At 65.0% G+C, this 14,851-nt stretch carries 11 protein-coding genes; 10 read left to right on the forward strand and 1 reads right to left on the reverse strand.

Going from position 1 to position 14,851, the window contains the following annotated elements; translation table 11 throughout:
• Positions 1–3: 3 nt before the first annotated feature.
• Positions 4–444, forward strand: a complete 441-nt coding sequence (locus tag IWX62_RS05650) for a hypothetical protein (protein ID WP_196840389.1) — start codon at positions 4–6, stop codon at positions 442–444.
• A gap of 42 nt (positions 445–486) precedes the next feature.
• Here the strand turns inward: IWX62_RS05650 and IWX62_RS05655 are convergent, their stop codons facing one another.
• Positions 487–4,488, reverse strand: coding sequence for an FtsK/SpoIIIE domain-containing protein (locus tag IWX62_RS05655; RefSeq protein ID WP_196840390.1), 4,002 nt, complete (start codon positions 4,486–4,488; stop codon positions 487–489).
• Between the two features lie 192 nt (positions 4,489–4,680).
• Between IWX62_RS05655 and IWX62_RS05660 the strand changes: the two genes are divergently transcribed.
• The 9 genes from IWX62_RS05660 to IWX62_RS05700 all read left to right on the forward strand — a co-directional run bounded on the left by IWX62_RS05660 (position 4,681) and on the right by IWX62_RS05700 (position 14,845).
• Positions 4,681–5,970 carry a nucleotide sugar dehydrogenase gene (locus IWX62_RS05660; RefSeq protein ID WP_196840391.1) on the forward strand — a complete coding sequence of 430 codons (1,290 nt, stop codon included), beginning with the start codon at positions 4,681–4,683 and terminating at the stop codon, positions 5,968–5,970.
• Positions 5,971–6,009: 39 nt separating this feature from the next.
• Positions 6,010–6,660, forward strand: coding sequence for an acyltransferase (locus IWX62_RS05665; RefSeq protein WP_196840392.1), 651 nt, complete (start codon positions 6,010–6,012; stop codon positions 6,658–6,660).
• Positions 6,657–7,757 (forward strand): DegT/DnrJ/EryC1/StrS family aminotransferase, encoded by a 1,101-nt coding sequence (locus IWX62_RS05670; RefSeq protein WP_196840393.1) that lies wholly within the window; start codon positions 6,657–6,659, stop codon positions 7,755–7,757. Before IWX62_RS05665 ends, IWX62_RS05670 begins: the two co-directional genes overlap by 4 nt.
• A 2-nt stretch (positions 7,758–7,759) precedes the next feature.
• On the forward strand, positions 7,760–8,746 hold the full coding sequence (locus IWX62_RS05675; protein ID WP_196840394.1) for a Gfo/Idh/MocA family oxidoreductase: 987 nt from the start codon (positions 7,760–7,762) through the stop codon (positions 8,744–8,746).
• 2 nt (positions 8,747–8,748) lie between these two features.
• Positions 8,749–9,891, forward strand: a complete 1,143-nt coding sequence (locus tag IWX62_RS05680; protein WP_196840395.1) for a glycosyltransferase — start codon at positions 8,749–8,751, stop codon at positions 9,889–9,891.
• 146 nt (positions 9,892–10,037) lie between these two features.
• Positions 10,038–11,225 carry a UDP-galactopyranose mutase gene (gene glf, locus IWX62_RS05685; protein WP_196840396.1) on the forward strand — a complete coding sequence of 396 codons (1,188 nt, stop codon included), beginning with the start codon at positions 10,038–10,040 and terminating at the stop codon, positions 11,223–11,225.
• Complete coding sequence (locus IWX62_RS05690) at positions 11,222–13,222, forward strand: glycosyltransferase (RefSeq protein WP_196840397.1); 2,001 nt, start codon at positions 11,222–11,224, stop codon at positions 13,220–13,222. Before glf ends, IWX62_RS05690 begins: the two co-directional genes overlap by 4 nt.
• A 3-nt stretch (positions 13,223–13,225) precedes the next feature.
• A complete protein-coding gene (locus IWX62_RS05695; RefSeq protein ID WP_196840398.1) occupies positions 13,226–14,116 on the forward strand; it encodes an ABC transporter permease in 891 nt (296 codons plus the stop codon).
• 3 nt (positions 14,117–14,119) lie between these two features.
• Positions 14,120–14,845, forward strand: a complete 726-nt coding sequence (locus IWX62_RS05700; protein WP_196840399.1) for an ABC transporter ATP-binding protein — start codon at positions 14,120–14,122, stop codon at positions 14,843–14,845.
• Positions 14,846–14,851: the final 6 nt, after the last annotated feature.

A 14,851-nucleotide genomic window follows, 5' to 3' on the forward strand; every position in this document is an offset into this window, starting at 1 on the left:
CCGGTGAATGCCTCAGCGAGCCACCAGGCACCGGAACCCGTAAGCGGTGGTGCCCGTCCCCCCGGCGCCACAGTTATCGCCGCCATTCTGCTGCTCGAAGCCCTTGGCCTGCTCTCCGCAGCTGGATGGTATCTCTACGGCCTGTTGAACAGCACCCCCACCTCCCTGGGCGGGGCCATTTTCACCATGGTCTTCCTCGTGGTGTTGGCGGTCTGGCTGCTCCTGGTCGGCCTCAAGCTAAGTGCGGGATACCGCTGGACCCGGTCCGCGGCGCTGGTGTTCCAGCTGTTCATGGTGGTGATTGCCGTACCCACCCTGTCCGCCGGCATCGTGGGAATCGGTTTTGCCTTGCTGCTGCCGGCCGCGGTAGTGGTGCTGCTGCTCTTTACGAAGCCGGTCCTTGCCCACACCTCACGCACCGCTGACAGCGCGCCCGTCCTCTAGTAGCTACCCCTCAGCCACTGACCGCGGGCAGGCTCCCCGGGGCTAGCCCCCGACCGCAACCTGCAGTTCAAGCGGCTCGCGGGTGCCCAGCAGGAACCCGCGGCCGGGGTGGGGCCGGGGATCGCAGTCCAGCCGAACGCCGAAAAACTCGCCGTCGGTGGGCTGGTGCGGGGCGAGTACCATGCCCGTCCGGGCCGAGCGGGCATGCGCCGCCAACGGAACCCTGGCCTGGATTGACGAGCCGCCCATCGCAGTAAGGACGAGGCGGTGACCCGCAGCGAACAATGCGTCGAGGTGGCGCTGGGTTTCCACGGTGAGCTGATCCGCGTCATCCACCAGCACCACGGCATCGGCGGGCGATACTCCGGTCAAGCCACCACTCGCCATCTCCCTCCAATAGGCGTCAGGGGGGTCTTCCACACCCGGGCGGAGACACACGATGCCATCGGGTACAGCGGCAGCGATCCGTTCGATCAAGGTGGTGCGGCCCGAGCCCGGGCCCCCCAGCGCCAGGAAGACCGAGCGTCCGGGAAGCTCAAGAAACACCACCTTCAGATCGTCCCCGCCCACACCGATGGGCACCCGCAGAGGCGGGCCCCGCGTCGCAGCGTCGGCGACGTCGGAGCCATTGACTATCGCGGGGAGCGCCGAGACTCTGAAGGGTGCTTGGGCTGGCCGGCTCACACTGGCCGGGCTGGCGCCCGTTGCCCGGTCGGGGCCCAGAACCAGTTGGCCCACAGCACCCGCCGTGCCCGAAGCGCTGCTGACTGGGCCGTAGGCCACGCAGCGCCCCGGGAGTGCCTCCAGGGGCGGGAGCGCTGGCCACGCCAGCAGCAACTCGTGACCTACGCCCAGCGGCAGGTACAGGCGGTTCGGCAGGAGGGGGAACACCTGTCCCGCGGCCAGCTCGCGTGCACCAGACATCAGCAGGGTGATTGATGCTGGCGCGCCATCCCGGGCAAGATCCTGGACCAGCCCTTCCGCCCATGCCCAACGGCTGATTCGGAGTGCGCTCACCCAGCGTCCCCACCCGGAAATGACAACTGTCACCGCAGGGGTGGCCGCGCTCCGGTCACCGCGGTCCTGAGCCCCGGAGAGCCGGATGGTGATCTGCTCGGCCAGGCGGCCGAGCACACGGGCCGCCCGTTTGAGCTCATGCGCCCCCACAAAGGCGCCCACCTGGGGTGCTGAGGCCGCCCAGCCGAGACTGCCATCGCCGTCCAGCAGGTAGAGATGCCGGTCAGGCTGCCGCCGCAGCAGCTGATCGACCACAGAGGCAAGGGCGTCAGCAGTGCCACCGGCCGGGTTGCCGATCAGCGCAAGATGGGACTGCTCCTCAGGACACCAGAGAAGCGGGCGCTGGGACTGCTCTGCGGGAAGGTCGAGGAGCCCTAACTGGACCGCCCCCCGTGGGCAGACAACGTCGGAAGGCAAAGTAAGCGTCGCCGGGAGCGGCGGGAGAACCGGGTAGTGCACAGGCCCGGTGACCTCAACTCCGGCGGTGGCGACTGCTGCAGCCGCCAACCGCTCAACCAGTTCGATGCCGTCCGTCGGGTGGCCCTGGTCCGCCGCGCGCCCGGTGGAGCGCACCGGTCGACCCAGATGAGCGGGCAGGTCGCTGATACCCGCGCCCGCCACGACATCGTGCTCCTCGGGGCCGGGCGACGCCACCTGGAACTCGGCGGTCGGCCCGGTGCCCACCCGCAGGAAGGCACGCCCGGGCGCATCCACGGGAATGGCAGCGGCCGCCGCCGATCCGATGATGTCCTGGGACTCCAGCGCCGATCCCACCCGAAGGGCGATGCTTGCTGTCACATTCGCACGGATGTCAGGTCCGAGCGCACCCTGCGGTCGCTGGGTAGCCATGACGAGATGGATGCCCAGTGAGCGTCCCAGGGTGGCAAGGCGGATCAGGTCCCGTGCGGCACCGGGGACATCCTCCAGCAGTATCCGGAACTCGTCGATCACCACAACGAGGCGGGGCAGTGCCTGCGCCTGATGTGCCTGCCACTCGGCAATATCGGTGACCAGATGCCGGGCGAAGAGGTTTTCCCGCCGCCGTACCTCAGCGAGAAGTGACACGAGCGCCCGGGCAACTGCTGCCGGGGAGAGGTCAGTCAGCAGACCAACCGAATGCGGCAGGCCGATGAGTGGCCGGAGCGCAGAACCCCCCTTGAAATCAATGAGGAGGAAATTCACGTCGGCCGGACCGTGGTGGAGGGCCATGGACAGGATCAGGGTGCGGAGGAGCTCCGACTTGCCCGAGCCTGTGGTGCCGGCAATGACGAGGTGGGGGCCGTCTGCGACCAGATCGAACAGCACTGTGCCGTTCGTGCCCCGACCGATGGGTGCGCGGAGACCTGCCTCAGGATGGGCCCAGGCCTGCCCCACGAGCGTGGGCGACGACGGGACCAACTGGGCGAGACTGATCCGCCCCACCATGGCGGAATCTCCACCATTCCCGGAGTCACCCGCGCTCGCGGAAAGGGTTGATCGGCCGCCCAGGGCCCGGGCGATCCGTCCGAAGGTTCGGCTGCTCACCAGATCCGGTCGGAAGCTGATGTCCTGCCCGCCGCCCCGAAGCTCGGCCCGGCTGCCGTGAAGGTCGACAATTAGCTGCACCCCGCGCTGGCGCGGGGGGAGATCGGCCGCGGGGCCGCACCCAAACCGGAAAATGCCTGCGGTTCCCGTCGACGGCACAGTACCTAGTGCACAAGATTTAAAGAGCAGTACTGCCACCGGGTAGGAGACGGAGGAAGGTGCAGCCAGCACTGCCGGCGTCCCCGTCAGCGTGATCCCCGGCAGGAACCGGGCTTCGGGGGGCAACTCGCCGGGCGAGCCTACGCACACGACCCCACCCCGCGTGTCGCAGAGTTGCAGGAGCACCATTCGAGCGAGACCGAGGACTGCCGCATCGGAACCCGACACATAGACCTCGGGCGGCGCTGACGCGGTGCTGCCAGTCGCGAGTTCGATGATCACCGGGACGGCGTCCAGGAGAGGGCGGGCCCAAGTGGGATCGGGTGGTTTGACCACAAGATGAGCGGGTTGCACTCCCTCTCCGAGCCTCAGGTACCTGTGGGTAGCATCCGCCTCGGGGTGGTCGGGGTGGTCGGGGTGGTCGGGGTGGTCGGGGTGGTCGGGGTGGTCGGGACCTGGCGAAGCGAAGGCTGACAGTGCCAACGACCCAGTGTCGCGCACAGCACCGATCCTTCGGCTGCGGTCTTCGTCAGAGGCTGCGGCAACCGCGGTCGTGAAAAGGCGGAGGGCCCGCCGCCTCGCTGCCAGGGAGGCCAGGCCTGCCCACGCTGACAGCAGGCTGAACCCCAGATAGCCCCACATTCCGGTGGACAGGGCAAGCCCGATGCCGAGGGCCAACGGAAATAGTGCCGCAGCCAGCATCGGCGTCGTGGCCATGGGGGGAGTCGGCCGCACCACCTCGAGCGGATCAGTAAAGTGTGGGACCGGGCTGGAACAGGAAGGCTGGTCCAGCAGGGCGAGGCGGCAACGGCTTCCGCCGACCTGGATGGCGGAAAGGAAGGTAATCCGCACGGTGGTAATCCGCACACCATCGACCCAGGTCCCGTTGGCTGAGGTGTTGTCGCGAAGCGTGACACTGTTCTTTTCAACTGTCAGGTAGGCATGAACCTTGGAGACCTCGGGATCATCGAGCACCAGGTCGGTGCCCGACCTGCCGATCGAGAACGTGCCGCGCCGGAGGGCCACCAACTGCCCCGCGTCCGGTCCTGAGCAGACGACGAAGGTCAGCCCGGCGTAGCGGCTAGGGCCGCGCTCCCGTTGGCGAGGTCCCGTCCCGCCCGCAACAACCACCGAGCCGTTCACCAGCGGCGCCACGCCGAACGTGAGCGAGTCCAGCGGCTCACCGGCCACCGTGTACTCCCCGACGCCGAAGTCACTGTGCAAAGCATCCATCAGCTCCTGGGGTGAACTGACGAGTGAGGTATCAACGACCAGCTCAACTGGCGGTCCGGTGGGTTTCAGCGGACTGCCAGGGCCCCCGACCAGGGTCAGATGGAGTAGCATGCGGTGATCCTTTGGTGATAGATCTGCTATCGGTGCGACCGAGGCTATCCGCCAGCGGCCCCGCTGGTCGCCGTCGGGAACGGGAATGTGGACAATCCCAGATCAGGCGTTTTTCCCCGACTGCCTATAGGCTTGACTACTGGGTCCGGCTGGACATGTTCATTACCTGCCACTAGAGAAGGTCACTGTTTCGTGAAGATTGCTGTTATTGCCCTTGGGAAAATCGGGCTTCCGCTCGCCGTGCAGTTCGCGTCCAAGGGCCACGAGGTGGTCGGCGTGGATGTCAACGCGCAGGTGGTTGAACTGGTGAATCAGGGGGTTGAGCCGTTCCCCGGTGAGGCTCATCTGCAGGAAAAGCTTTCGGAACTGATCCCGGCGGGGAAGCTGCGGGCTACCACCGACTATGGTGACGCAGTCCCTGGTGCTGACGCTGTGGTGTTGGTGGTTCCGTTGTTTGTCGACGAGGATGCCAAGCCCGATTTTGGCTGGATGGATGCCGCAACGACTGAGCTGGCGAAGCACCTGACACCCGGCACCCTGGTGTCATTCGAGACGACGCTTCCGGTGGGTACCACCCGGACGCGGTGGAAGCCGATGCTTGAGGCGGGTTCCGGACTGGTTGAGGGCGAGGACTTCCATCTGGTGTTCTCCCCGGAACGGGTGCTGACGGGCCGGGTTTTTGAGGATTTGAGGAAGTACCCGAAGCTGGTGGGTGGGTTGTCCCCGGCCGGCGCCGCGACGGCCGTCGAGTTCTACGAGGCCGTCCTGGACTTTGACGAGCGGCCCGATCTGGCCCGGGGCAATGGCGTCTGGGATTTGGGTTCAGCTGAGGCGTCGGAGCTGTCCAAGTTGGCTGAAACGACGTACCGCGACGTGAACATTGGCTTGGCTAACCAGTTCGCCCGGTTCGCAGCGGCGACCGGCATTGACATTTATCAGGTCATCGATGCGTCCAACTCGCAGCCTTACAGCCACATCCACCAGCCAGGTATCGCGGTGGGCGGTCACTGCATCCCGGTGTACCCGCGGTTGTACCTGTGGAATGACCCTGACGCGACGGTGGTCCGTGCTGCGCGTGAGGCGAACGCGGGCATGCCGGATTACACGATCGGGCTCCTGGAGGGCGCGTACGGAGACCTTCAGGGTGCGCGGGTGGTGGTGCTCGGCGCCGCATATCGCGGTGAGGTGAAGGAGACAGCGTTCTCGGGGGTGTTCGCCGCGGTTGACGCGCTGAAGGCCCGCGGTGCCACCGCGTTGGTCCACGATCCGATGTACACGGATGAGGAACTGCAGCGGCTGGGTTTCGAGGCGTACCACCTGGGCGAGCCGATCGATGCCGCAGTGGTGCAGGCCAACCACAAGTCGTACGCGGCTCTGGGTCCTGCTGACCTTCCCGGGGTGAAGGCGTTCATTGATGGGCGTCGGGTGAGTTCGGCCGAACACTGGGAGGGTGTTCTGTACCGGGTCATCGGCAAGGCCTGATCTCTTGCGACACGCGCTCCACGACGGAAGAAGGACTCGATGAGTTTCATAGCGGACGGCGCTGACGTCTCGGCGCAGGCCACCTTGGGCGAGGGAACCAAGGTGTGGCACCTGGCGCAAGTGCGTGAGGACGCGGTCCTGGGCGAGAACTGCATCGTGGGCCGGGGAGCCTATATCGGTACCGGGGTCCGGATCGGCGCAAATTCCAAGATCCAGAATTACGCTCTCGTCTACGAACCGGCGTCGCTGGGCCGCGGTGTGTTCATCGGCCCCGCGGTGGTGCTGACCAATGACACGTACCCGCGGTCGGTGTCACCCGATGGTGAGCTCAAGAGTGCCCACGACTGGACACCGGTCGGTGTCACGATCGGCGATGGCGCCTCCATTGGTGCCCGCGCGGTGTGCGTGGCCCCGGTGACGATCGGGGAGTGGGCCACCGTGGCCGCCGGTGCCGTGGTGACCAAGGACGTCCCTGCGTATGCCCTCATGGTGGGGGTCCCGGCGAAACGGGTCGGCTGGGTCGGGAAGGCCGGTCACCCGTTGCGCAACGAGGCTGGCACCTGGGTGTGCCCGGCCACCGGGGAAAAGTATGAAGAAACGACAGCAGCGGATTCGACAGCAGCGGATTCAACAGCAGTGATTTCAACAGCAGTGATTTCAACACTGAAACCAGTAGGGGTAAAGGCATGAGTAAAGGGTTCATTCCGGCAGCGAAGCCGATTGTAGGGGACGACGAACGGGCTGCAGTGGACGCAGTGCTGCTCTCGGGAATGCTCGCGCAGGGCGCAGAAGTGGCGTCCTTCGAGACAGAGTTCTCCGACGTCCTGCTCGATGGTCGGGCTGCGGTAGCGGTGAACTCGGGGACTTCCGGGCTTCACCTGGGCCTGCTCGCTGCCGGGGTCGGCCCCGGCGACGAGGTGATTGTGCCGTCGTTCACGTTCGCCGCGACTGCGAACTCTGTGGCCCTGACCGGCGCGACACCGGTCTTCGCTGACATTGAGCTCGATCACTACTGCCTGGACATCTCGCATGTGGAGTCGCTGATCACCGACCGGACCAAGGGCATCATGCCGGTGCACCTCTACGGTCACCCAGCCAACATTGCTGCGTTCCGTACCCTGGCCGACAAGCACTCCCTTGGTCTGTTCGAAGACGCCGCGCAGGCGCATGGGGCGGGATTGGACGGCCGCAAGGTGGGCACGTTCGGGGACTTCGCCATGTTCTCGCTGTATCCGACGAAGAACATGACGTCCGGCGAGGGCGGCATGGTGTCCACCGGTGACGCGACCATTGAACGTAATCTTCGCCTGCTGCGCAACCAGGGGATGGAACGCCAGTACGAGAACGAGCTGGTGGGCTTCAACTCCCGCATGACGAACCTGCACGCAGCGATCGGGCGGGTCCAGCTGACCAAGGTGATGGGCTGGACGGCTCAGCGGAAGGCCAACGCGTCGTTCCTCGACGAGCACCTCACCGGGGTCGGCACACCGGTCGTCGCTCCGGGCGCCGACCACGTTTACCACCAGTACACGGTAAGGGTCGACGGCGGCGCCTCCGCCCGGGACAAGCTTGCCTCGGCATTGAAGGAGGACTACCAGATCGGTTCGGGAGTCTATTACCCCATCCCGAACCACCGTCTGCCGTCCTTCAGGCGCGAAGAAGACCTCCCCAACACGGAAATCGCCGCGCAGGAAGTCCTGTCGCTGCCGGTGCACCCCTCGCTGGACCAGGAAGACCTGGAACGCATCGTCGAAGCGGTCAATGCGTTGACCACGGCGGGGGCCTGAGCATGGCGGATCTGAAAGTCGGCTTGATCGGGCTCGGCATGATGGGCCGTCATCACGCCCGGGTGATCCGGGAAGTCGACGGCCTGGAACTCGTCGCTGTCGCTGACGCGTTCGGGGACCCGCACGGTGTCGCCGGGTCCCTCCCGGTCTGCGGCTCGGTCGAGGAACTCATCGACCAGGGCATCGACATGGCCGTGTGCGCCGTCCCGACCGGCTTGCACGAAGAAGTCGGTCTGGCCCTGGCTGCGGCGGGCATCCACACCATGGTCGAGAAGCCCATCGCGTCCACTATCGACGGCGGGCAGCGCCTTGTCGATGCGTTCGAGGAAGCAAACCTGGTCGGTGCCGTGGGGCACATCGAACGGTTCAACCCGGCCCTGCAGTCCCTGCGGGCCAGAATTGAGAACGGGGACCTCGGCGACGTCTACCAGATAGCCACCCGCCGTCAGGGCCCGTTCCCCTCCCGGATTGCCGACGTCGGCGTCGTGAAGGACCTCGGCACCCACGACATTGACCTGACGGCCTGGCTGGCGCAGTCACCCTTCGCTTCCGTCTCGGCGCTGACCAGCACCCGGTCCGGCCGCCCGCACGAGGACATGGTCACCGCGTCCTGCCAGCTGGAGAACGGGGTCATCACCTCCCACCTGGTGAACTGGCTCTCACCCATGAAGGAACGCCTCACCGTCGTCACCGGCGAAAAGGGTGCGTTCGTCGCTGACACCCTCACCGCCGATCTCACGTTCTTCGAGAACGGCACCATCACCACCGAATGGGAAGCGGTCTCCAACTTCAGGGGAGTCTCCGAAGGAAACATCACCCGTCTCGCCCTCACCAAACGCGAACCGTTGAGGTCCGAGCACGAGGCCTTCAGGGACGCCGTCCTCGGACTCTCCAACACCATCGTCACCATGCGCGAAGGCCTCAACACCCTCCGCGTCGCAGAAGCCATCATCGAATCCGCCCGCGCCGGCTCAACGATAAAGCTCTAGGTATGCCGCTTCGAATCCTCGTCGCTACGCGTATCTATGCCCCGGAGACGGGGGCAGCGGCTTTCCGGTTGGCAGCCATGGTGAAAGCCCTGGAAGGACGTGGCCACCATGTCACCGTGCTGACCACCTCGTCGCCGGGCGGCAAAAAGTCGTCGCCGACTGTCCGTCGCTGGCCGGTCCTGCGGGACAAGGCGGGAGCTGTGCGCGGCTATGTGCAGTACGCCAGCTTTGACATTCCCCTGTTCTTCAGGCTGCTGACGGCCCCAGCCTTCGACCTGGTGGTCGTGGAGCCGCCGCCGACTACTGGCGTCGTCGTCCGGGTAGCTACGGCCCTGCGGCGCAAGCCCTTCGTCTACTTTGCCGCCGACGTCAGCTCGGTAGCCGCCGAAGGGATCGGCGTCTCGCCGGCGGTTGTGCGGGTGCTTCGCGCTATTGAACGCTGGACCCTGTCCAAGGCACGCCGAATCCTGACGGTGTCCGAGGGTGTTTCAGTCGCTGTCGCCTCCCTCGTGGGCCCGTCCGACCGGATTGTGAATGTGGGAACCGGCGTCGACACCGGCCAGTTCACCCTGGACGGGCCGACCGGCCGCGACACGGGCCGCTACTTCGTCTACGCGGGAACCATGTCCGAGATTCAGGGCGCCGGCGTGTTTGTCGACGGATTCATCAGGATTGCCGACGAATTCCCCGACGTCCGGCTGGTGATGCTGGGCCAGGGTGTCGAACTCGAAGCCTTGCGGACCCGCGCCCAGGAGGCATCAGCCCCCATCGAATTCAGGGGAAATGTCGACGGCGGGCAGGTGTCCGCCGCGCTGCGGGGGAGTGTCGCCGGCCTGGCCTCGGTGCGTCCGTCGCGCGGCTACGACTTCGCCTTCGCCACGAAAGCCCTGGTCAGCCTCAGCTGCGGTACACCAGTCATCTATGCGGGGGTAGGACCGCTGAGGGACATCATCTCCGGGGAAAAGCTCGGCTTGAGCGTCGACTGGGACGCTGCCGCGGTCGCCTCAGCGATGAGGGCAGCGCTGGCGTGGCCGCGGGACAGCACGGAACGCCGTCGCATCTCCCAATGGGTTGAGAACAACTACTCGCTGACCAGCGTGGGGGCGAAGGCCGCAACGGCTATCGAAGCTGCCGGCGGCAACTGACCCTTACCGGGTGCGTCGACCGCAGTTAGCTCAACAGTTCGCGTCCCGCGCAGCCTCAAATACAAGCCGCACCCCGATTCTCCGGTAATCTTGTGCAGGCAGAGCGCCGAGTAGCTGGCGCTGCCCCCAACAATTCAGGAGTGTTTGTGAACGTTGACCTCGTTGTCGTAGGGTCGGGCTTCTTTGGCCTGACCATTGCTGAACGGGCGGCCACCGAGCTCGGCCTGAAGGTGGCGGTCCTTGACCGTCGCCACCATATTGGGGGTAACGCCTACAGCGAGAAGGAAGCGCAGACGGGCATCGAAGTGCACCGCTACGGTGCGCACCTGTTCCACACCTCTAACGAGCGGGTCTGGGACTACGTCAGCCGGTTCACCGAGTTCACCAATTACGTCCACAAGGTGTACTCGAGCCACAAGGGCGAGGTGTACCCGATGCCCATCAACCTGGGTACGATCAACCAGTTCTTCAGGGCCTCCTACGGTCCCGCCGAGGCACGCGCCCTGATCCAGGAGCAGGCCGGGGAGCTCGCGGGAACCGACCCGCAGAACCTCAACGACAAGGGCATTCAGCTCATTGGCCGGCCGCTCTATGAGGCCTTCATCAAGCACTACACGGGCAAGCAGTGGCAGACCGATCCCCGTGACCTGCCGGCCGAGATTATCTCCCGGCTCCCCGTCCGCTACACCTACGACAACCGGTACTTCAACGACAAGTACGAGGGTCTGCCCGTGGACGGGTACACGGCCTGGATCGAGCGGATGGCCGACCATCCCAACATCACCGTGCAGCTCAACACCGACTTCTTTGACGACAACCACGAGTTCTCCCGCGCCGCCACTCTGGGCCAGGTCCCCGTCGTGTACACGGGGCCGGTGGACCGCTACTTCGACTACGCCGAGGGTGACCTGTCCTGGCGGACGATCGACCTGGAGGAGGAAGTTCTCCCCGTTGAGGACTTCCAGGGCTGTTCAGTCATGAACTACCCCGATGAGGACGCCGCCTACACCCGGATCCACGAATTCCGCCACTTCCACCCTGAACGGGACTACACCAAGGATGCCACGGTGATCATGCGTGAGTTCTCCCGGTTCGCGGAGAAGGAGGACGAACCGTATTACCCGGTCAACACCAGCGAGGACCGGTCCAAGCTGAGCGCCTACCGCGACTTGGCGAAGGGCGAGAAGTCGGTCCTGTTCGGCGGTCGCCTCGGCACCTACAAGTACCTTGACATGCACATGGCCATCGGGTCGGCCCTGTCGATGTATGACAACAAACTCAAGCCGCACTTCACTGCCGGCGCCAAGCTCGAAAGCGGAGGAGTGGACGCATGAGCAACCCCGCCACCACACCAACAGCCCACACCAGTGAAGCTGCCTGGCAAACCCTGCAGCGCGTTGTCCTGCCCAACCAGAGCGATCTGGACACTGCCCCGCTCTACATGGATACGGGAAGTGCACTCAGCGTGCAGCTCAACACCATGGACGGCAGCGTCTCCACCCAGGGCGGCGGATCCTCCCGCGGCGGCGACGCCAAGGAGATCCACGCAGAGGACTTCAAGTCCCGGCGCTCCACCCTGGTCAGGGCTGGCGAGCGGGTGTCCTTCGGCACCTACTTCAACGCTTTTCCTGCCAGTTACTGGCGCCGCTGGACCACCGTCCAGTCCGTCAGGCTCAGCGTTGCCACCACGGGCGACGGTGGCATCAGCGTGTACAAGTCGAACGCGCGGGGTTCCCTGCAGCACGTCGAAACCAAGCGAGTCACCGAGTCGGCTGTGACCACCTTCGACCTGTCCCTCGCGCCATTCGGCGACGGTGGCTGGTACTGGTTCGACCTGGTCGCCGGCTCCGGCAGCCTGGTCCTGGATGAGGCCGAGTGGCAGGCGCCTCACTCAGTCGAGAACCAGGGGTCGATCACCCTTGAGATCACCACCCTGAACAAACCCGACTTCTGCCTGAACAACCTCGCTATCCTCGCCGACCACCCCGAGTCGCTCGCTCCCCTCAAGGAAATCCTCGTCGTAGATCAGGGCACCCAGAAGGTCGCGGACCAACCGGGATTCGCCGAGGTGGAGGCAGCACTGCACGGCAAGCTGCGGGTCATCAACCAGGCCAATCTGGGCGGCTCGGGCGGGTTCGCCCGCGGCATGTACGAGGCAGTTGAAAACGGCAGCGACTATGCATTGCTGCTAGACGACGACGTCGTCATCGAGCCCGAAAGCATTGCCCGGCTGCTGACGTTTGCCGATCACTGCAAAACCCCGACCATCGTCGGCGGCCACATGTTTGACCTGTACAACAGGACCGTCCTGCACACCTTCGGCGAGACGGTAAACCCGTGGCGGTTCCAGCCGGACCAGCCGGTGGCCGGCCAGGTGCTGGGCCACGACTTCGTCAGGTCGAACCTTCGCCACACCCCATGGCTGCACCGACGCGTCGACGTCGACTACAACGGCTGGTGGATGTGCCTGATTCCCACAGCAGTCATCAGGGACATCGGCCTGTCCCTGCCCGTGTTCATCAAGTGGGACGACGCCGAATACGGTCTGCGCGCCAAGGCCGCAGGCTACCCAACGGTCTCGATGCCCGGTTCAGCGGTCTGGCACGTCTCCTGGATCGACAAGGACGACCTGGTGGGCTGGCAGGCCTACTTCCATACCCGCAACCGGATGATCGCTGCGCTGATCCACAGCCCGTATGAGCATGGTGGTCGCGTGGTGCGCGAATCAGGGTACATGGACATCAAGCACTTGATCTCCATGCAGTACTTCACAGCCCGCGGCAGGATCATGGCCCTCCAGGACATCCTCAAGGGCCCGGAGCAGCTCCACGAGATCCTGCCAACCAAGCTCACCGACATCCGCGGCATGACCAAGGACTTCCCCGACTCCCAGTTCAAGACCGACCCGGATGCTTTCCCGGGAGCACGGATGGACAAGCCGCCACGGCAGGGGCAGGGCTTCCGCGCGCCGTCCTACGCCACCCTGGTGCCCTGGGCCGCGAAGACCATCGTCCGACAGCTGAGCAAACCGGTGCAGGACTCCAGCCGGGAACGCCCGCAGGCTTTTGTCGCCCACCAGGACAACAAATGGTGGCGGATGTCGCAGTACGACAGTGCCGTGGTGTCCAACGCCGAGGGCAGCGGGGCATCCTGGTACCAGCGGGATCCCAAGAAGCTGCGTGCGATGCTCACCGAAGCTGGGCGTCTGAACGCCGAGATTCTCCGGAACTGGCCGCAGCTGAGCGCCAGGTACAAGGCAGCAGCCGAGGAGATCACCTCCTTTGAAGCGTGGAAGAAGACCTTCGAAGAAAACTCCGAGAAGAGCGGATAGCGGTTGAGCACCAGCGAACTCACCACACCCGGTCTGGGTGCCGGTCTCCGCGATGTCCTGCGGTCCCGCTTCCTCCTGAAGCTCCTGGTCGCCAAGGAACTCAAGGTCAGGTATCGCGGCTCGGTGCTCGGGATCCTCTGGTCCTACGTCAAACCGGGAGTGCAATTCCTGGTGTTCTGGTTTGCGCTGGGAGTCTTCCTGGGGATGAACCGGAACACCGAGAACTATGCGATTTACCTGTTCTCCGGGATTGTTCTCATCAACTTCTTTAACGAGGCGCTCGGCAATGCCTCCCGCTCAGTGGTGGGCAACGGAGGGCTGATCAAGAAGATCTACCTGCCCCGGGAGCTCTTCCCCGTGGCCTCGGTGTGGGTGTCCGCGGTGCACTTCCTGCCGCAACTCCTGGTGCTCCTGGTGGCGTGCCTTTTCGCTGGCTGGACCCCCGGGGTGTTCCAGATCTTCGCCGCGGTGGCGGGTTTCACGATTGTGGCGTTGTTGGCCACGGGACTTGGCCTGTTCTTCGGCGCTGCGAACGTGTATTTCAGGGACAGCGAGAACTTCGTCGACATGCTGTTGATGATCGCCACCTGGGCCTCACCAGTGCTCTATACCTGGACCATGGTCCGGGATGGGCTGGCGACGGCATTTTCGGCGGGGACCGCGTCAGTCCTCCTGGTGATCTACCAGGCAAACCCGCTCACCATTGCGGTGGAGTTGTTCCACTTCGCGTTCTGGCTCCCCACCACCTCCGAGCTCACCGACCCCGCGATCGCTGCTCCTCCGAACCTGCTCGACATGTGGCTCCCCATCGGACTGGTGACCGCCCTGCTGGTGACCGTTCTGGGCCAGTGGACCTTCCGGCGGCTCGAGGGCCGCTTTGCCCAGGAGTTGTAACCCGTGACAACCGCTATTGAAGTACGTGGAATCTCCAAGCAGTTCGTGCTCCGCCACACGCGCTCCATCAAGGAGGCCTTCGTCTGGCTGGTCAAGGGACGCAAGGGCGATCTGTCCCAGAAGTTCCATGCCCTGGATAACGTCACGCTCGACGTCCGCCAGGGTGAGTCGGTGGCGCTGCTGGGCCTGAACGGTTCGGGAAAATCGACCCTGCTGAAGCACATCTCGGGGGTCATGCTGCCGGATAGCGGCACAGTACGGACCAGGGGGCGGGTGGCCGGCCTCATCGAGGTGGGTGCCGGCTTCCATCCTGACCTCAGTGGACGCGACAACGTGTACCTCAACGGTGCGATCCTCGGCATGACCGAACAGCAGATCAACGACCTGTTCGAATCGATCGTCGAGTTCTCCGAGATCGGCCAATTCATTGACACCGAGGTGAAGTTCTACTCCTCGGGCATGTATTTGCGGTTGGCCTTCTCGGTGGCCGTACATACCAATCCCGAGGTCTTCCTGGTGGATGAGATCCTCGCGGTGGGGGACGAGCCTTTCCAGAAGAAGTGCATTGCCAAGATCATGGAGCTCGCCGCAGCGGGCAAGACCCTCGTGGTGGTCAGTCATGACCTGGACCTCGTCGCGCAGGTCTGTGAGCGCGGTGTGCTGCTCGAACACGGTCGCATCGTCATGGACGCCCCCGTCGCGGACGTGGTGTCGAGGATGCGCGCCTAACTACGG

It is taken from the genome of Arthrobacter sp. CAN_A1, from assembly GCF_015751665.1.
Taxonomy (GTDB): Bacteria; Actinomycetota; Actinomycetes; order Actinomycetales; family Micrococcaceae; genus Arthrobacter_D.

Coding starts and splice junctions, on each gene's coding strand:
- IWX62_RS05690 (WP_196840397.1), top strand. CDS start 11,222: ATGAGCAACCCCGCCACCACACCAACAGCCCACACCAGTGAAGCTGCC.
- IWX62_RS05665 (WP_196840392.1), top strand. CDS start 6,010: ATGAGTTTCATAGCGGACGGCGCTGACGTCTCGGCGCAGGCCACCTTG.
- IWX62_RS05675 (WP_196840394.1), top strand. CDS start 7,760: ATGGCGGATCTGAAAGTCGGCTTGATCGGGCTCGGCATGATGGGCCGT.
- IWX62_RS05670 (WP_196840393.1), top strand. CDS start 6,657: ATGAGTAAAGGGTTCATTCCGGCAGCGAAGCCGATTGTAGGGGACGAC.
- IWX62_RS05655 (WP_196840390.1), bottom strand. CDS start 4,488: ATGCTACTCCATCTGACCCTGGTCGGGGGCCCTGGCAGTCCGCTGAAA.
- IWX62_RS05680 (WP_196840395.1), top strand. CDS start 8,749: ATGCCGCTTCGAATCCTCGTCGCTACGCGTATCTATGCCCCGGAGACG.